The organism is Streptococcus entericus DSM 14446, from assembly GCF_000380025.1.
Taxonomy (GTDB): domain Bacteria; phylum Bacillota; class Bacilli; order Lactobacillales; family Streptococcaceae; genus Streptococcus; species Streptococcus entericus.
In genome coordinates this window covers 296,850-315,872 of record NZ_KB904155.1, presented here as the reverse complement: position 1 = coordinate 315,872, position 19,023 = coordinate 296,850, and the positions used below count along the sequence as shown (strand labels likewise).

Sequence of the window (19,023 nt, the reverse complement as noted above, 5' to 3'; positions counted from 1 at the left end):
TAGATAGGTTGGGAGTGGAAGTGCTGCGAGGCATGGAGCGGACCAATACTAATCGTCCGAGGACTTATCCGAAGTCTAATTAGATATTGACAGCGTTAGGTTAATTTGTTACAATGAGTAGGTATTCAATTGTGAGTGGTTTATTTTAATCATTCGAGAGTTAAGTGACGATAGCCTAGGAGATACACCTGTACCCATGCCGAACACAGTAGTTAAGCCCTAGAACGCCTGAAGTAGTTGGGGGTTGCCCCCTGTGAGATATGGTAGTTGCTTAGCTTAATTCCGCCATAGCTCAGTTGGTAGAGCGCATGACTGTTAATCATGATGTCACAGGTTCAAGCCCTGTTGGCGGAGTAAATAATCGGTTAGAAACCTTGATTTATCAGGGTTTCTTTTTTGTGCGAAAAATGATTATTTAATGAACTAAAAAAAGCAGGTACGAAGCCTGCTCCTTAAAGGATTGTAATAATGTTGTAAGAGATAGAATTGGGGAAGTAAGCCCAATCTTTTTTTGCTGGTTGCGGTAAACCATTTGTGGTCGTCTAGCTTATTTTGCCAAACCTTCCGCAATTTTTTCCAGATTCCATTTCATCATGGCGTAGTAAGAATCACCTTCTTGACCTTTTTCCGCTACTGAATCTGTGAAGATTTCAGAGTGAATAGGGATACCTGTGTCTTTAGAAACAGTTTCCATCGGACGGCGGTCAACGGATGATTCGATAAAGAGTGATGGAACTTTTGATTTTCTAAGAGTTTCCACTAATGTTGTAATTTGTTCTGGTGTTCCTTCTTCTTCAGTATTGATTTCCCAGATATAAGCCGATGGGACGTTGTAAGCTGCTGAGAAGTATTTAAAGGCGCCTTCGCTGGTCACGATAAGTTTTTTTTCTGATGGGATGGCAGCAAAAGCAGCTTTAGCGGTCTTATCCAGTTCTGAGAGCTTAGCGACGTAAGTGTCTAGATTCTTTTGATAAGTCTCTTTGTTGTTTGGGTCCTTATCCATCAATGTTTTAGCAATATTTTGAGCGTAGATGATGCCATTTTCAACATTGAGCCAAGCATGTGGGTCTTCTTTGCCTTGTTGGTTTTGTCCTTCAAGGTAAATGACCTTAACGCCGTCACTAACAGCAAAGTAGTCTTTATTTTCAACCTTATTGGCAGTTTTGATCAGTTTAGTAAACCACGCATCACCACCAGTCTCAAGGTTTAGACCGTTGTAAAAGATGACATCAGCATCAGTTGTTTTTTGAATATCAGCTGCCAAAGGCTCGTATTCGTGTGGGTCTTGTCCAATTGGAACAATACTGTGTAAATCAACCAAATCTCCAGCGATATTTTTGGTCATGTCCGCTAAAATTGAATTGGTTACTACAACCTTTAGCTTACCATTATCAGTTGATTGAGTTTGCCCGGTGTTTGGTGAGCAAGCCACCAAAAGCAAGGTGAAAGCTAGACTAAGATATCCAAGTAATTTTTTCATGTGTTCTTTCCTTTCTTTCTAAAAAGTGTTTGTTTAGGTGATATNAAGAAAGAAGTAATGAAAATTAAAGTGGCAGTTAGCACAATACTTGATCCAACTGGTAGGTTAAAACTATAACCAAGAAAAATACCTAGGGCAGAAGAGAACATACCCAAGATAGAAGACAAAAGCAACATGCTTTTGAGACTGTTCGTAAATAAATAAGCAGTTGCTGCAGGGGTAATAAGTAAAGCAACAATCAAAATAGTACCGACACTCTGCATGGCGACCACAGCCACTAGGGTTAGGCAAATCATGAGTAAGTAGTGATAAAAACTCACCTTGATACCCATAGACTGCGCCAAAACAGGGTCAAAAGAGGTCAATTTCAATGGTTTGAAGAAAACCACGATGATGGCAAGGACTGCTAGCGAAACGATAATAACTGCCCATTTGTCAGTATCCTGAACGGCTAAGACATTTCCAAATAGGATGTGAGATAAATCTGTTGAGCTTCGTGCTAGGCTGATTAAGATAATTCCAAGAGCCAAAAAAGCTGAAAAGATAATCCCAATCGCTGTATCACCTTTGAGCGTTGAATTCTCCTTAACAAAGGTGATGAGCACGGAAGCTAAAAGGCCAAACACTAAAGCTCCGACTAAATAGTTCAGTCCTAGTAGGTAAGAAATGGCTACTCCAGGCAGAACGGCATGAGAGATAGCGTCCCCCATTAGAGACATGGACCGTAGGATGATAAAGCAGCCAACAATACCTGCCACAGCTCCTATGATGACAGCTGTGATTAAGGCATTTTGCAAAAACTGGTAGGAAGCGACAGCTTCGATAAAACGACTAAGCATGGCTCACCTCCTCATGACTGAAGAAAAGGTCGCCATAAGCTGCTTGCAGATTAGCAGGTGTGTATACATCAGACACCTTACCGTAAGCCACCAGTTTTTTGTTGAGAATAAGCAGATGGTCGAAATACTGCTTGACCTTACTCAAGTCATGATGAACCACCAAGATGGTTTTGCCAGCGTTTTTCAGTTCTTTGAGGAGCTCGATGATAATGGCTTCGCTCACTGAATCAATGCCAACAAAGGGTTCATCTAAGAGGATAAAGTCTGCTTCCTGTACCAAACAACGCGCAATCAGCATTCGTTGAAACTGACCGCCTGATAAAGCTGAAATAGGACGCTTTGATAGTTCGGTGAGACCGACTTGACTGAGGACGTCATCAATTTTCTTCCAGTGTGAAGTCGTTAGGTTGTTGAATAACCCTAACTTTTTATAAAATCCCAGTGAGACACATTCCCGAACAGTCATCGGAAAGGTGACATCAATGTGACTTTTCTGTTCGACATAGGCGATTTTTTCACGTGCAGCTACCCCTGTCTGCCCGTCAATCGCCACATTCCCCTGAAAGGGGACAAAGCCTAGAATGGCCTTCATCAGTGTTGATTTGCCGGCACCATTAGGACCGATAATCCCAATAATGCCAGGCTGGTCAATCTGACACGTTAGACCGTCTAAGACCAGTTGGTCACCGTCGTAAGTAACGGTGAGATTTTCTATAATTATCATTACTAATCTCCTTATATAAAAGAGGTTGAATGCTGTTACATTCGTTCAAAAATTAATCAGTTAACAATAATTACAATCACCTTATTATCACGCAATTTCACAAAAAAGTCAAGGATTTTCTGGAAAGTATCACTATAGTAGAGGGCTAAATCGCTAGAACAATAAAATCTGATGAGTTGTTAGTTTATAAACAAACTAAGAATAGCAGTTGGTGGATGTAAATTGGGAAAGTAAGTTCGCTGTAGTTGTCGTACTTGTTAGCTGAAATAGGTTGAGGTGTTTTGTAACTTAAAACGAAAAGACCAGGACTATTGTCCCAATCTCCTTCATGTTAATGTTAGCATAGACTATTCATGTTTATCGACCGTACTTGATGCGGAGCATTCGCTCCTGCTTTTTGTCCAGCCTTAGCAAGATAACCACCTTATCAATGGACATATTGCTGTCGAGCAGGCGTTCAGCTGCCATCATCAGGCCGTTGTTGATGCCGAACTCTAGAATTGGATTGCGTTTATCGTTGACATCAACGATAAATTTGTTATCAGGCAAGTCAAACAGCACTTTGACTGCCCCATAAAGTTGTTCAAAACTGTCAATTTCTAAATCGAAAACGGGTGTCGTCCCCTTTTTTAACGTTCGTCCACGATGGTTGAACCACATGGAGCGCCAGCCCCCATTATGAGCTCCCATGACATCATTGTCATAGGAGTCTCCAACATAGAGAGTGGTTGCTGGGTTGAAGCCAAATTGCTGAGCAGCTAGGTTAAAAATCTCACGCTCAGGCTTTTGAAAGCCAGTCGCCTGACTCACGATAACACGCTTAGGCTCAACGTAGTCATAAAGTCCGAGTTTCTTAACTTTTTTCAGTTGGTGTTCTGTCGGGCCATTGGTGATAACGCCCATAGGCACACCTTTAGACTTGAGAAAATCTAGTGTCAGACGCATCTCGTCCAGCATGGTGATGTTATCTAACTCCCGCTCATAGACTTCCTGAAAGTGTGTACCAGTTGCTTCATCAATCTCAGGGTGCCCAAACTCTAACAGTGTTTCCTTGCAGCGCCAGAAGCGGAAGTATTCGACAGTCCACTCTCCAGCCATTACACGAGGAAAACCGATATCGGAATAGTGCCTAAATCGGATATAAGCAGGTTTTATCTGGCTCATATCAAAGTTTGGGAAGCATTTTTCCATAGCAATCCGATAAGGAGCCTGCTGGTCATAAATGGTATCATCTACATCAAATACAATCGCTGTAATCATTCATTATCCCCTTTAATTATGCTTCAAACATTATACTATTTTTCCTAAAAAAATTCAAACAAGCTCTGCTATTTTTCTGTCATGTGTCTGTTAAATACTGTAATGGACACTGTTAATGCAACAGCTCTTGATCAATCGAAAAGTCTGGTTTTACGAACCAATAAGCAGCTGTTTACAAAAAATGGTTAACGTGATGTGATATTCAAATCAGCCAATAATTTACAGAAGCAAGTCATATAAACATTTGTTTGCACAGGGCATTTATTTAATTTTTAAGTTTGGTAGGTAGGTCCCATGATTGTTGAATGATGATAAGATGTTCAGCAAATTTTTGGTGTTTGATGAGTTTTTTGCTATAATATAAATTGAGGTATGTTATGAAAAAAAGTCATCGTAAGAAAGCCTGGTCGGAGTTGACCATTTGGGATATCGGTTCAGTTGTTTTACAGACCGTAAGGATATTATCTCATTTTTTATACATTATAGCCTTATTGTTTGGTATGATGGGGATTGGTACGGCATTTGGTTACCTGGCGAGTCAGATTGATCAGGCCAAGGTACCAGAGGTTCAACAGTTAGTCAAGCAAGTAGGGACGTTCACGCGGATTTCGCAGTTGACCTACTCTGATGGTAGCTTGATTGCTGCGATTGATACGGATTTACTGCGAACGCCTGTAGAGAGCTCTGCTATTTCTGACAATATCAAACAGGCTATTGTTTCTACGGAAGATGAAAATTTCGCAACTCATAAAGGTGTTTTGCCAAAGGCAGTTTTGAGGGCGGCGCTGACGACGATTTTGGGCATCGGTGAGACTAGTGGTGGCTCAACCTTGACCCAGCAGTTGATCAAGCAACAGGTCTTGGGCGATGTGCCGACTTTTAAGCGGAAGTCGCAAGAAATGATTTATGCCTTAGAGTTGGAACGTCATATGGACAAGGACACGATCTTGACGAATTATCTCAATGTGTCGCCATTTGGTCGTAACAACCGTGGTCAAAATATTGCAGGTATAGAGGAGGCTGCTCAGGGGATTTTTGGGGTGTCTGCTAAAGATTTGACGATTCCTCAGGCGGCATTTTTGGCGGGCTTGCCACAGAGTCCGATTGTGTATTCCCCTTACACATCGGATGGCAATTTTAAGACACCCGATGATATGGCGATAGGAATCAAACGAGCTAAAAATGTGCTCTACAATATGTACCGTACGGGTGTTATTGATAAACCGGCTTATGATGATTATGTGGCATACGATATCACTCAGGATTTCAAGAAGCCAGAGGCGATTGAGGAGACCAATCACGGCTTTCTCTACTATACGGTCATGGAAGAGGCTGAGGATCTGCTTTACGACTATTTGCTCAAGCGGGATAACGTTTCTGATTTAGAAAAAACAAGTGATGCTGTACAAACTGCCTACCGTGAAAAAGCTAAAGAAGAATTGGCTTTAGGAGGCTACCATGTCACAACGACGATTCATAAAACGGTTCATCAGGCCATGCAGGACACGGTTGCTAATCTTGGACACCTCTTGGATGATGGGACAGGGCTTGTAGAAACAGGCAATGTCCTCATGGACAATCGAACTGGGGCGGTACTTGGTTTTGTTGGTGGTCGTAACTACGCTGATAACCAAAACAATCACGCCTTTGATACCAAACGGTCACCAGGTTCAACCATCAAATCACTCCTCCCTTACGGCATCGCTATTGATCAAGGGCTGATTGGTAGCGCTAGCGTGCTATCCAACTATCCTGCTAATTTCTCTAGCGGTCAACCGATTTTGTATGTGGGTAGCAGAGGAACAGCAGCTGTCACTTTACAAAATGCTCTGGACATGTCTTACAATATCCCCGCTTTTTGGACCTATAAGCTTCTGAGAGAACGGGGTGTTGATGTTGAGGGTTACATGAGCAAGATGGGCTATGAATTTGATGACTACAGCATTGAGAGTTTGCCGATTGGTGGTGGTGCAGAGATGAGTGTTGCTCAACAGACCAATGGCTATCAGATGCTTGCTAATGGCGGTATTTATCATAAGAAACATGTTGTCCAAAAAATAACAGCAAACGATGGCACGGTAATCTATGAGTACGATGACAAAGGTGAGCGAATTTTCTCCCCTGCTGGAGCAGGGATCATGACCCATCTTTTACGTGGACCGCTAAGATCTGGTGCGACAACGGCATTTATCCGTGAAATTGGTGCTTTGAACCCTCAATTGCCAAACGGAGACTGGATTGGCAAAACAGGTACCAGTGATGAGAATGTGGATTCGTGGTTAATGGTTGGTACACCGGCAGTTACCCTGGGCACATGGGCTGGTCATGATGATAATTCACCTATGAGCAATATTTCAGGTCGCCACACTCATACTTATGTTGCTCGGTTGGTCAATGCCATCCATCAGGCGGATCCGTCAATTTTAGGATTAGAACAGCGCTTCAATTTAGCGCCTGAGACCATATCATCTAGTGTTCTTACCTCCACTGGTATGCAAGCGGGCACGGTGACGGTCAATGGTCGACAGATTAGTATAGGAGGCGCGACGACGGTTTCTTACTGGGCTAAAAACGGCGCACCTGTGACCACTAGTGATTTTATGGTGGGAGGGTCAGCTAGCGACCGCCAGCAGGCTTGGGCGGCTATTGTAGGGGTTCAGACACCGAGCCCTAGCAGTGCGTCCAGCAGCAGTGCCCCAAGCACATCCTCTAGTGCCACTAGTTCAGCACCAGCACCGCAAACTGAGGCAACAACTACAGGTCAATAAATTTGCCAAAAAAAGATAAATATGTTATAATTCATAAGATATTTGTCGTTTGTTTTGGTTGAAATCTTGTCCAATCAAGACTAGCAGCAGTTAAATCAGAGCTTTTCAAGATTTAGCTGCTCTTTTTGTGCCTATTTTTAGGGGAAAATGGCTTTGTCATTAAAACTTAAAGATTCTGACATTTCAGCGACCACGGCAAATAACCTACGCGATGTAGGCGGCGGTCAAACCGCCATCATGCAGTTAACTAAACTTGACCGTTCAGGTCATCGTATTCTTATGTACAAAGGAGTTTAACTTGGCAGGACATAACGTTCAGTACGGGAAACATCGGACCCGTCGTAGTTTTTCACGCATCAAGGAAGTACTTGACTTACCTAATTTGATCGAAATTCAGACAGATTCTTTTCAAGATTTCTTAAACACGGGCTTGAAGGAAGTCTTCGAAGATGTGCTTCCAGTGTCTAACTTTACCGACACCATGGAGCTTGAGTTTGTTGGGTATGAGCTGAAAACTCCAAAATATAATTTGGAAGAGGCACGCTCTCACGATGCGAACTATTCAGCACCACTCTATGTGACTTTCCGTTTGATTAACAAGGAAACTGGCGAAATCAAGACTCAAGAGGTCTTCTTTGGTGAATTCCCATTGATGACCGAGATGGGGACTTTTATCATCAATGGTGCAGAGCGTATTATCGTTTCTCAGTTGGTGCGGTCACCCGGTGTTTACTTTAATGACAAGGTTGACAAAAATGGGAAAGTTGGTTACGGATCAACAGTTATTCCAAACCGCGGGGCTTGGTTGGAGCTGGAAACTGACTCTAAAGATATCGCCTATACGCGTATTGACCGCACAAGGAAGATTCCATTTACGACCTTGGTGCGTGCTTTGGGCTTCTCTGGTGATGATGAAATTATTGACATTTTCGGTGACAGCGATTTAATTCGTAACACGATTGAGAAAGATATCCATAAAAATCCAGCCGATGCTCGTACAGAAGAGGCGCTTAAAGAAATTTATGAGCGCCTACGTCCAGGTGAACCAAAAACGGCTGAAAGTTCAAGAGCTCTCTTAATTGCTCGCTTCTTTGACTACAAGCGTTATGATTTGGCAGCTGTTGGTCGCTACAAGATGAACAAGAAGCTAAATGTTAAGACGCGTTTGCTTAACCAAGTCATTGCTGAAAACCTCGTTGACCCTGAAACGGGGGAGATTTTGGTGGCATCTGGTACCTTGATGACCCGCGAGGTGATTGATGGTATCGCAGAACACTTGGATGGGGATCTTAACAAATTTGTCTATACGCCAAATGATTTTGCTGTGCTAACTGAACCGATCCTCTTACAGAAATTCAAGGTCGTGTCCCCTATTGATCCAGATCGTGTGGTAACGATTGTCGGCAACGCCAATCCAGAAGACAAGGTGCGTGCCTTGACCCCAGCAGACATTTTGGCAGAGATGAGTTACTTCCTCAACTTGGCAGAAGGTATTGGCAAGGTGGACGACATTGACCACTTGGGTAACCGTCGTATCCGTGCGGTTGGTGAGCTCCTAGCGAACCAGTTCCGTGTCGGATTATCACGGATGGAGCGCAATGTGCGCGAGCGGATGTCTGCTCAGGATAACGAGGCTCTCACACCACAACAAATCATTAATATCCGCCCTGTGACCGCTGCGGTCAAAGAGTTCTTTGGTTCTTCCCAGCTCTCACAGTTCATGGATCAGCATAACCCGCTGTCTGAACTTTCCCACAAACGCCGTCTATCAGCCCTTGGTCCTGGTGGTTTGACGCGTGACCGCGCGGGTTACGAGGTACGGGACGTACACTACACCCACTATGGTCGGATGTGTCCGATTGAGACGCCAGAAGGTCCAAACATTGGGTTGATCAACAACTTGTCTTCGTTTGGACGTCTTAACCGTTATGGTTTTATCCAAACACCGTATCGTAAGGTTGACCGTGCAACTGGTCAGGTCACCAATGATATCTTCTGGCTGACAGCTGATGAAGAAGATGAGTTCACTGTTGCGCAGGCTAATTCTCGTCTCAATGACGACAATACTTTTGCAGAAGAAGTTGTCATGGGACGTCATCAAGGTAACAACCAAGAATTCCCAGCAGACATTGTTGACTTCGTTGATGTGTCTCCGAAGCAGGTTGTTGCTGTGGCGACAGCATGTATTCCGTTCCTTGAAAACGATGACTCCAACCGTGCTCTGATGGGAGCTAACATGCAACGTCAGGCCGTTCCTCTGATTGACCCTAAAGCCCCTTATGTGGGAACAGGGATGGAATACCAGGCAGCCCACGACTCTGGGGCAGCTGTCATCGCCCAACATGATGGTAAAGTTGTCTATTCTGATGCAGATAAGGTTGAGGTTCGTCGTAACGATGGTAGCCTTGACGTTTACAAAATTACCAAATTCCGCCGTTCAAACTCAGGAACAGCCTATAACCAACGAACCTTGGTTAAGGTGGGTGACTTGGTTGAAAAAGGGGACTTCATCGCTGATGGTCCTTCTATGGAAAATGGTGAGATGGCGCTTGGTCAAAACCCAATCGTTGCCTACATGACCTGGGAAGGTTATAACTTCGAAGATGCGGTCATCATGAGTGAACGCTTGGTCAAAGAGGATGTTTATACCTCTGTCCATTTGGAAGAATATGAAAGTGAAACTCGTGATACCAAGTTAGGCCCTGAAGAGATTACTCGCGAGATTCCAAACGTCGGTGAAGATGCTCTTCGTGATCTTGATGAAGTCGGGATTATTCGTATTGGTGCTGAAGTTAAAGAGGGCGATATTCTCGTTGGTAAGGTAACACCGAAAGGTGAAAAAGACCTCTCAGCTGAGGAGCGTCTCCTCCATGCTATCTTTGGAGACAAGTCACGTGAAGTGCGCGATACCTCTCTACGTGTACCACACGGTGGTGATGGTGTTGTTCGTGATGTTAAAATCTTTACTCGTGCCAACGGTGATGAACTGCCATCTGGCGTTAATAAACTAGTACGTGTCTACATCGCTCAGAAGCGTAAAATCAAGGTGGGTGATAAGATGGCGGGACGTCACGGGAACAAAGGTGTCGTATCGCGTATTGTTCCAGTTGAGGATATGCCATACCTGCCAGATGGCACACCAGTTGATATCATGCTCAACCCGCTCGGGGTACCATCACGGATGAATATCGGTCAGGTTATGGAACTTCACCTCGGAATGGCGGCTAAAAACCTAGGTATCCACATTGCGACCCCAGTCTTTGACGGAGCGACTTCAGAAGATCTCTGGTCAACCGTTAAAGAAGCTGGCATGGATAGCGATGCTAAGACTGTTCTCTACGACGGACGGACAGGTGAGCCGTTTGACAACCGTGTCTCTGTTGGGGTCATGTACATGATCAAACTCCACCACATGGTTGACGACAAACTCCATGCCCGTTCAGTTGGTCCATACTCACTGGTTACCCAGCAGCCGCTCGGAGGTAAAGCTCAGTTCGGTGGTCAGCGTTTTGGTGAGATGGAAGTTTGGGCGCTTGAAGCCTATGGTGCATCAAATGTCTTGCAAGAAATTTTGACCTACAAGTCAGATGATGTGACGGGGCGTCTCAAAGCCTATGAAGCCATCACTAAAGGTAAGCCAATTCCAAAACCAGGTGTGCCAGAATCCTTCCGCGTTCTTGTTAAAGAATTGCAGTCACTTGGTCTTGACATGCGTGTCCTTGATGAGGATGACAACGAAGTCGAACTTCGTGATTTGGACGAGGGTGAAGATGATGACGTGATGCACGTTGATGACCTTGAAAAAGCTCGTGAGCGTCAAGCACGTGAAGCAGAAGCCTTTGCTCGTGAATTGGCAGAGCAAGAAGGTAAGACAACGGAACAGGTTGACGAAGAAGCTGAAGAAGATGAGGCAGCATTAGAAGATTAATAATAAGAAGCTGACTAGGCGGTCCTCGCCTAGTCCAAACTTCTTGCGAGTTGAGAAGGACATTAGTGTATGGAAAGAGTTGTATTACCATTAGCTGTTTGTATCTTATTGCAGGTCTTGTTGTATTTGAAAGACAAAAAAGCATCGATTCATCAACGAGAGGTCAGGGTGGTGAGGAAGTTCAAAAAGTATAACCTCCTCACCTTGTTCCCACGTTCACGTTGCTTTTTGGTTCTTGAAGATAGCAGGGGTCACCAGTTGACTCGCGATGTTTCAAAAGGGCTCTATGACCAGTTTGTCGAGGGACAACAAGGTTTGTTAATCACCAAGGGCTCTCAGCTAATATCCTTTGAAACAAGATAAATGTTCCTTATTCTTTTGTATAGCAGAAATTAAGAAAGGTAAAATGTAGTGGTTGACGTAAATCGTTTTAAAAGTATGCAAATCACTCTGGCATCACCCAGCAAGGTTCGTTCATGGTCCTATGGTGAAGTGAAAAAGCCAGAAACTATCAACTACCGAACCCTAAAACCAGAGCGCGAAGGTCTCTTTGATGAGGTCATTTTTGGACCGACCAAAGACTGGGAGTGTGCGTGTGGCAAATACAAACGTATTCGTTACAAGGGCATTGTCTGTGACCGCTGTGGTGTTGAAGTCACTCGTGCCAAGGTCCGTCGTGAACGCATGGGACACATTGAACTCAAGGCGCCGATTTCTCACATCTGGTATTTTAAAGGTATCCCATCTCGGATGGGCTTGACCTTGGATATGAGCCCACGTGCGTTGGAAGAGGTGATCTATTTTGCGGCCTACGTGGTTATCGATCCGATGGAAACACCGCTTGAGCACAAATCTCTTTTGACCGAACGCGAATACCGTGAAAAACTCATGGAGTACGGTCACGGCTCTTTCGTGGCCAAAATGGGGGCAGAAGCCATCCAAGACTTGCTCAAGCAAGTGGATTTGCCAACTGAAATTGCTGCTCTAAAGGAAGAGCTAAAATCAGCAACAGGGCAAAAACGTGTGAAAATCGTTCGTCGTTTGGATGTGCTGGATGCTTTCCACAAGTCTGGTAACAAGCCAGAATGGATGATCCTTAACATCCTGCCAGTTATTCCACCAGATTTGCGCCCAATGGTGCAGCTGGATGGTGGTCGTTTCGCGGCCTCTGACCTCAATGACCTCTACCGTCGTGTGATCAACCGTAACAACCGCTTGGCTCGTCTTTTGGAGCTTCATGCCCCAGGCATCATTGTGCAGAACGAAAAACGGATGTTGCAAGAGGCGGTTGATGCTTTGATTGATAACGGTCGACGTGGTCGTCCGATCACAGGACCTGGTAGCCGTCCTCTAAAATCCCTCAGCCACATGCTCAAAGGTAAACAAGGGCGTTTCCGTCAAAACCTACTTGGTAAGCGGGTTGACTTTTCAGGGCGTTCCGTTATCGCTGTTGGACCAAACTTGAAGATGTACCAATGTGGTGTCCCACGTGAGATGGCGATTGAACTCTTCAAACCATTCGTCATGCGAGAAATCGTTGCTCGTGACTTGGCTGGAAACGTCAAGGCGGCAAAACGTATGGTGGAACGTGGCGATGAGCGCATCTGGGATATTTTGGAAGAGGTTATCAAAGAACACCCAGTGCTCCTTAACCGCGCACCGACCCTTCACCGTTTGGGAATTCAGGCCTTTGAGCCTGTCCTAATCGACGGACGTGCGCTTCGTCTACACCCGTTGGTGTGTGAGGCCTACAACGCCGACTTTGACGGTGACCAGATGGCTATTCACGTGCCATTATCTGAAGAAGCACAGGCAGAAGCTCGTCTCCTGATGTTGGCGGCGGAACACATCCTCAACCCTAAAGATGGTAAACCAGTTGTAACGCCATCTCAGGACATGGTTCTTGGTAACTATTACTTGACCATGGAAGACGAGGGTCGCGAAGGTGAAGGCATGGTCTTCAAGGACTATGATGAGGCTGTTATGGCTTGGCGAAATGGTGTTGTTCACCTGCACAGCCGTGTTGGTATCGCTGTTGATAGTATGCCTGATAAGCCTTGGACAGATGACCAGCGTCATAAGATTTTGATGACAACGGTTGGGAAAATCATCTTTAACAAAGTTATCCCAGATGACCTGCCTTATCTGCAAGAGCCAACGATGGCTAATCTGACTGACGGGACACCAGATAAGTACTTCCTGGAATCTGGTCAAGATATTAAAGCTGTCATTAAAGCTCTGCCATTGAACCAACCATTTAAAAAGAAAAATCTAGGGCATATCATTGCAGAGACTTTCAAACGCTTGAGAACGACAGAAACGTCTGCCTTCCTTGACCGCTTGAAAGACTTGGGTTACCATCATTCTACCCTTGCTGGCTTGACGGTTGGTGTGGCGGATATTCCTGTCATTGACAACAAGCAAGAGATTATCGAACAAGCGCACGACCGAGTGGAGCAGCTTAATCTGGCCTTCCGTCGTGGTTTGATGACCGATACGGATCGTTATATCGCTGTTACGACTACTTGGCGTGAGGCCAAGGAAGCTCTGGAAAAACGCTTGGTTGAAACCCAAGATCCGAAGAACCCAATCGTTATGATGATGGACTCTGGAGCTCGTGGTAACATCTCAAACTTCTCCCAGCTGGCCGGTATGCGTGGTCTGATGGCGGCGCCAAACGGTCGTATCATGGAATTGCCAATCCTGTCTAACTTCCGTGAGGGTCTATCGGTACTCGAGATGTTCTTCTCCACCCACGGTGCTCGTAAGGGGATGACCGATACAGCCCTCAAGACTGCGGACTCAGGTTACCTGACTCGCCGTCTGGTTGATGTGGCGCAGGATGTTATCATTCGTGAGGATGACTGTGGAACTGATCGTGGCTTGACCATCACAGCTATTACCAACGGTAAGGAAGTGACCGAGACCCTCGAGGAGCGCTTGGCTGGTCGTTACACCAAGAAAACAGTTAAGCATCCTGAAACAGGTGCGGTTATCATCGGTCCTAATCAGTTGATTACGGAAGCTAAGGCGGCTGAAATCAGCCAAGCTGGTGTTGAAGAAGTCACCATCCGTTCCGTCTTTACATGTAACACCCGTCACGGTGTCTGCCGTCATTGTTACGGTATCAACTTGGCGACTGGTGATGCGGTTGAAGTTGGTGAAGCAGTTGGTACTATCGCCGCTCAATCCATCGGTGAGCCTGGTACCCAGTTGACCATGCGGACCTTCCACACGGGTGGTGTGGCCTCAAATACCGACATCACCCAAGGTTTGCCACGTATCCAAGAAATCTTTGAAGCCCGTAACCCTAAAGGGGAAGCGGTCATCACCGAAGTTAAAGGTGAAGTGGTACAAATCGACGAAGACGCTAGCACTCGGACCAAGAAGGTCTACGTCAAAGGCCAGACTGGCATGGGTGAGTACCAAGTACCGTTCACCGCTCGTCTGACAGTCAACGAAGGTGACTTTGTCAACCGTGGTCAAGCGCTGACAGAAGGGTCTATCCAGCCAAAACGCTTGTTAGAAGTCCGTGATACCCTTTCTGTAGAGACCTATCTCCTTGCGGAAGTACAAAAAGTTTACCGCAGCCAAGGGGTAGAAATCGGTGACAAACACGTTGAGGTGATGGTGCGTCAAATGCTCCGCAAAGTACGTGTCATGGATCCAGGGGATACAGACCTTCTGCCTGGTACTCTAATGGACATCGCAGACTTTACTGATGCCAATGCGGAGTACGTGATTGCTGGACAAATCCCAGCAACCGCTCGTCCTGTGCTGATGGGAATTACCAAAGCCTCTCTGGAGACTAATTCCTTCCTTTCTGCCGCATCCTTCCAAGAGACAACTCGTGTCCTCACTGATGCCGCTATCCGTGGTAAACGTGACCACTTGCTGGGTCTCAAGGAGAATGTTATCATCGGTAAGACCATTCCAGCTGGTACTGGTATGTTCCGTTATCGCAACATTGAACCTCAAGCAGTCAACGATATCGAAATCTTAGAAGATATTGCACCAGTTGAGGTTACCGAAACTGTTTCAGAATAGTTCTGACAAAACTTATCTTGCTTAGGCAAGATAGGTTTTTGTTTTCTAGTATTTAGGGGTATTTTATGTTATAATAAAACAAATAAAGCCATCAAGGAGGGGACTATGCGTTGTCCGAAATGCCATTGCACCAAATCAAGTGTTGTCGATAGTCGTCAAGCGGAAGAAGGCACAGCCATCCGTCGTCGCAGGTCTTGCGATGAGTGTCAAAATCGGTTCACAACTTTTGAGCGATTGGAAGAAATACCCTTGTTGGTGATAAAAAAAGATGGGACGCGAGAAGAGTTTTCTCGGGATAAGATTTTTAACGGTATTTTGCGTAGTGCCCAGAAACGCCCTGTCTCTAGCGATGACCTAGAGGGCGTTGTTGACCGCATCGAACAGTCTTTGCGTCAGACCTTTGAACGTGAGGTCCCCTCGACCCATATCGGCAATCTTGTTATGGATGAGCTGGCAGAATTAGACGAAATCACCTACGTTCGTTTCGCCTCTGTTTATCGGAGCTTTAAGGACGTTGACGAGATTGAGGAATTATTGCAACAGATTACCAAGAGGGTTCGTAGCAAGAAGGGACGGCGTTCCGATGAAGCCTAACGATACCTTCTCCTATCTAAAAAATAACTGTGTCTACCCTGATCAGGCTAGTTTGTTACAACTTTATCAGCCGCTTATGGGTGCAGACGCTTATTTGGTGTACAATTATCTGGTTCATTTTTTTGATAATGGCAGAGCATTGCACCCTTTTACCGAACTGCTTAACCACTTGCAGTTTGGATTTGACCGTTTACGGACTGCTTTTGATAAACTGGGGGCTTTAGGCTTAATCAAGTTTTATCAACACCATCAAACCTATTTGATCAAGCTTAACAGCCCCTTGGATAGGGAAAGTTTTCTGAATAATGCTGTTTATCGTAGCCTGCTAAGCAGCTATATTGGGGAAGTTGCTGTGGAAGATTTACAAATGGCCTTGCCAGTCGAGGCCGTTGATCAGACCAAACGCTTTTCAGAAGTATTTTCTGATCGCGGAGAGGTCTACCATCATCCCAAACAAGCTGATATTAACTTTGATCTCGAGCATTTCAAGCAGCTGATGAGACGAGATGGTCTCTATTTTGACAATGAACAAACGGATGTCTTAGGTCTTTATCATTTTGCTGAGGAGAATGGTCTGACCTGGTTTGATACTTATCAGTTAGCCAAAGCCACAGCAGTTAAGGGTCAACTATCACTGGTTCGCTTGCGTGCTAAGCAGGAACAGCAAGAGCAACCGAGTCAGAGTACTGGTCTAACTCGTGAGGAACAAGCTGCTCTAAAAACGGCGCAAAACCATGTTCCAGAAGTTTACCTGTCTACCTTGAAAAAAATGAGAAAGGCGATGGTCACCGATCAGGAGCGCCAGTTGCTACGCGAATTGGCACAGATGGGCTTTTTAGATGACGTGATCAATCTCATGGTGCTCTACACCTTACAACGCACCAAGTCTGCTAATCTTAACAAGGTTTATTTGATGAAGATTGCCAATGATTTTTCCTATAAGGGCATCAAAACAGGAGAGCAAGCTCTGCTTTATTGGCAACAAAAGCCACAGTCATCCGCTAAACCAAAGGCCGGCAGCAACCATCAAACCAATGTGCCAAGCTGGAGTCATCAAGACTATAAAACGGAGTCCAGTCAAGAAGAGCAAGAGCAACTAGAAGAGCTAAAACGTCAGATGTTGGGACAATCAGGAAGGGAGGAATAAGATGAAAAAAATTGGAGACACCTTATCAAGTAAGATGCCAAAATTTTTGCAAGACCAAGAACAGGTCTTGCAGGATGTTCTGGCCCATCCTGATGTCGCTAACTTTATCGTGACTCATCAGCTGGATCGGGCAACGATTGAACGAAGCCTGCCCAAATTCAACCAGTACCGCCAAGAAAAAGAGCGTTTCATCAGCCAATCATCAGACTATTTAGCCAAAGGTTATGAGCCAATTTTGGTGATGAATGAGGGCTATGCTGATGTGGCCTATCGTGAAACAAAAGAACTGATCAATCGTCAGCAACAAGTAGAGGCAACAGACCGTATCAAGCTGATCAATCTCCCAAAATCCTATCAGCACATCAGTTTTTCAGATATTGATTTTAGTGATCCTAACCGTATTACGTTATTGGCAGAGCTGAGTCAGTTTTTGCAAGCTTATCCAAATGTTCAAAAAGGCATTTATCTTTACGGGAATATGGGAGTAGGGAAATCCTTCTTGCTAGCTGGTTTAGCTAGAGAACTGTCCGTCCAAAAAGGTGTGGCAGTGACCATGCTTCACTACCCGACCTTTGTGGTTGATGTCAAAAATGCCATCTCGACAAGCTCTGTCAAGGAGAAAATTGATGATGTCAAGGCTGCTCCCGTTCTGATATTAGATGATATCGGTGCGGAAACTTCAACCAGCTGGGTGCGTGATGACGTCTTACAGGTCATTTTGCAATACCGTATGCTGGAGGAATTGCCTACTTTTTTCACGTCCAATTACAGTTTAGAGGATTTAGAGAAAAAATTAGCTCAAAGCAAGCAAGGGGATGAAACTTGGCAGGCCAAACGAGTTTTGGAACGAATTCGTGCCGTGGCTAACGAGCTCCATCTTTTGGGGAAAAATCGACGCTAGAAAGTGAGAACACATGGCTTTACCAACCGTCGCCATCGTCGGGCGCCCTAATGTAGGAAAATCGACGTTATTTAATCGTATCGCAGGGGAGCGAATTTCCATCGTTGAAGACGTGGAAGGTGTGACGCGTGACCGTATTTACACGACAGCTGACTGGCTCAACCGCAAATTTTCCATTATTGATACAGGCGGTATTGACGATGTTGATGCGCCATTCATGGAGCAAATCAAGCACCAAGCAGACATTGCTATGACGGAGGCTGATGTTATCGTCTTTGTTGTGTCAGGTAAAGAAGGTGTGACTGATGCCGATGAGTATGTGGCACGGATCCTCTACAAGACCAATAAGCCTGTTATCTTAGCAGTTAACAAGGTTGACAACCCCGAGATGCGAAGCGAAATTTACGATTTCTACTCACTGGGGCTGGGTGATCCCTACCCTGTGTCGTCTGTCCACGGGATTGGGACAGGTGACGTCTTGGATGCCATCGTGGACAATCTGCCAACAGAAGAAGCCGAAGAAAACCCAGACATCATCAAATTCAGCCTGATTGGTCGTCCAAATGTCGGCAAGTCAAGCCTAATTAACGCCATTTTGGGAGAAGACCGTGTGATTGCTAGCCCGATTGCAGGGACAACGCGCGATGCTATCGACACTAGCTTTACCGATAGCGAGGGGCAAGAGTACATCATGATTGATACCGCAGGCCTGCGCAAATCTGGTAAGGTCTACGAGAATACGGAGAAATACTCTGTCATGCGCTCCATGCGGGCCATTGACCGCTCAGATGTGGTCTTGCTCGTCATCAATGCCGAAGAAGGCATTCGTGAGTACGATAAGCGGATTGCTGGCTTTGCCCATGAGGCCGGAAAAGGTCTCATCATCGTGGTGAACAAGTGGGACACCTTGGAAAAAGACAACCACACCGTTAGTCAGTGGGAGGCCGATATTCGAGATAACTTCCAGTTCCTGTCTTATGCACCGATTATCTTTGTGTCAGCTGTGACCAAGCAACGCCTGCACAAGTTACCAGAGCTGATTAAGCGGATTTCTGAAAGCCAAAACACGCGTATCCCATCTGCAGTGCTCAACGACGTCATCATGGATGCTGTTGCGATCAATCCGACACCGACCGACAAGGGCAAACGACTGAAAATCTTTTACGCCACCCAAGTGGCGATCAAGCCACCGACCTTCGTTGTTTTTGTCAACGAGGAAGAACTCATGCACTTCTCTTATATGCGCTTCTTAGAAAACCAAATCCGCGCCGCTTTCAAGTTTGAAGGAACCCCAATCCATCTGATTGCACGTAAGCGGCAGTAGCAGAGAAAGGG

At 45.4% G+C, this 19,023-nt stretch carries 13 protein-coding genes, 1 tRNA gene and 1 rRNA gene; 11 read left to right on the top strand and 4 right to left on the bottom strand.

Annotation, left to right across the window (positions count from 1 at the left end; all coding sequences use genetic code 11):
* Nucleotides 1–160: 160 nt before the first annotated feature.
* Both rrf and A3GW_RS0101500 read left to right on the top strand, forming a co-directional pair.
* Nucleotides 161–276 (top strand): 5S ribosomal RNA (gene rrf / locus A3GW_RS0101505).
* Between the two features lie 5 nt (nucleotides 277–281).
* A tRNA-Asn gene (locus A3GW_RS0101500) sits at nucleotides 282–354 on the top strand.
* Nucleotides 355–547: 193 nt separating this feature from the next.
* Here A3GW_RS0101500 and A3GW_RS0101495 read toward each other — a convergent pair.
* The 4 genes from A3GW_RS0101495 to A3GW_RS0101480 form a co-directional block, all read right to left on the bottom strand.
* Nucleotides 548–1,480 (bottom strand): metal ABC transporter substrate-binding protein, encoded by a 933-nt coding sequence (locus A3GW_RS0101495; RefSeq protein ID WP_018367554.1) that lies wholly within the window; start codon nucleotides 1,478–1,480, stop codon nucleotides 548–550.
* Nucleotides 1,477–2,319: a metal ABC transporter permease gene (locus tag A3GW_RS0101490; RefSeq protein ID WP_018367553.1), complete on the bottom strand. Its 843-nt coding sequence runs from the start codon at nucleotides 2,317–2,319 to the stop codon at nucleotides 1,477–1,479. The genes A3GW_RS0101495 and A3GW_RS0101490 overlap by 4 nt, the downstream gene beginning before the upstream one ends.
* Nucleotides 2,312–3,043 (bottom strand): metal ABC transporter ATP-binding protein, encoded by a 732-nt coding sequence (locus tag A3GW_RS0101485; protein ID WP_018367552.1) that lies wholly within the window; start codon nucleotides 3,041–3,043, stop codon nucleotides 2,312–2,314. The genes A3GW_RS0101490 and A3GW_RS0101485 overlap by 8 nt, the downstream gene beginning before the upstream one ends.
* Nucleotides 3,044–3,400: 357 nt before the next feature.
* Nucleotides 3,401–4,303, bottom strand: a complete 903-nt coding sequence (locus tag A3GW_RS0101480) for an HAD family hydrolase (RefSeq protein WP_018367551.1) — start codon at nucleotides 4,301–4,303, stop codon at nucleotides 3,401–3,403.
* A 377-nt stretch (nucleotides 4,304–4,680) separates the two neighbouring features.
* On the opposite strand from A3GW_RS0101480, the gene pbp1b reads away from it, so the two are divergent.
* The 9 genes from pbp1b to der all read left to right on the top strand — a co-directional run bounded on the left by pbp1b (nucleotide 4,681) and on the right by der (nucleotide 19,012).
* Entirely contained in the window at nucleotides 4,681–7,071 is a 2,391-nt protein-coding gene (gene pbp1b / locus A3GW_RS0101475) for a penicillin-binding protein PBP1B (protein ID WP_018367550.1), read from the top strand.
* 153 nt (nucleotides 7,072–7,224) lie between these two features.
* Nucleotides 7,225–7,368, top strand: coding sequence for a hypothetical protein (locus A3GW_RS11765; protein WP_211205387.1), 144 nt, complete (start codon nucleotides 7,225–7,227; stop codon nucleotides 7,366–7,368).
* A 1-nt stretch (nucleotide 7,369) separates the two neighbouring features.
* Nucleotides 7,370–10,999: a DNA-directed RNA polymerase subunit beta gene (gene rpoB / locus A3GW_RS0101465; protein WP_018367548.1), complete on the top strand. Its 3,630-nt coding sequence runs from the start codon at nucleotides 7,370–7,372 to the stop codon at nucleotides 10,997–10,999.
* Nucleotides 11,000–11,068: 69 nt separating this feature from the next.
* On the top strand, nucleotides 11,069–11,362 hold the full coding sequence (locus A3GW_RS0101460; RefSeq protein ID WP_018367547.1) for a DUF2500 domain-containing protein: 294 nt from the start codon (nucleotides 11,069–11,071) through the stop codon (nucleotides 11,360–11,362).
* A gap of 48 nt (nucleotides 11,363–11,410) precedes the next feature.
* Nucleotides 11,411–15,046, top strand: a complete 3,636-nt coding sequence (gene rpoC, locus A3GW_RS0101455) for a DNA-directed RNA polymerase subunit beta' (protein WP_018367546.1) — start codon at nucleotides 11,411–11,413, stop codon at nucleotides 15,044–15,046.
* A gap of 105 nt (nucleotides 15,047–15,151) precedes the next feature.
* On the top strand, nucleotides 15,152–15,640 hold the full coding sequence (gene nrdR / locus A3GW_RS0101450) for a transcriptional regulator NrdR (protein WP_018367545.1): 489 nt from the start codon (nucleotides 15,152–15,154) through the stop codon (nucleotides 15,638–15,640).
* A complete protein-coding gene (locus A3GW_RS0101445; RefSeq protein WP_018367544.1) occupies nucleotides 15,630–16,787 on the top strand; it encodes a DnaD domain protein in 1,158 nt (385 codons plus the stop codon). The genes nrdR and A3GW_RS0101445 overlap by 11 nt, the downstream gene beginning before the upstream one ends.
* Before the next feature lies 1 nt (nucleotide 16,788).
* Nucleotides 16,789–17,688: a primosomal protein DnaI gene (gene dnaI / locus A3GW_RS0101440; protein WP_018367543.1), complete on the top strand. Its 900-nt coding sequence runs from the start codon at nucleotides 16,789–16,791 to the stop codon at nucleotides 17,686–17,688.
* A 13-nt stretch (nucleotides 17,689–17,701) separates the two neighbouring features.
* On the top strand, nucleotides 17,702–19,012 hold the full coding sequence (gene der, locus A3GW_RS0101435; protein ID WP_018367542.1) for a ribosome biogenesis GTPase Der: 1,311 nt from the start codon (nucleotides 17,702–17,704) through the stop codon (nucleotides 19,010–19,012).
* Nucleotides 19,013–19,023 lie beyond the last annotated feature (11 nt).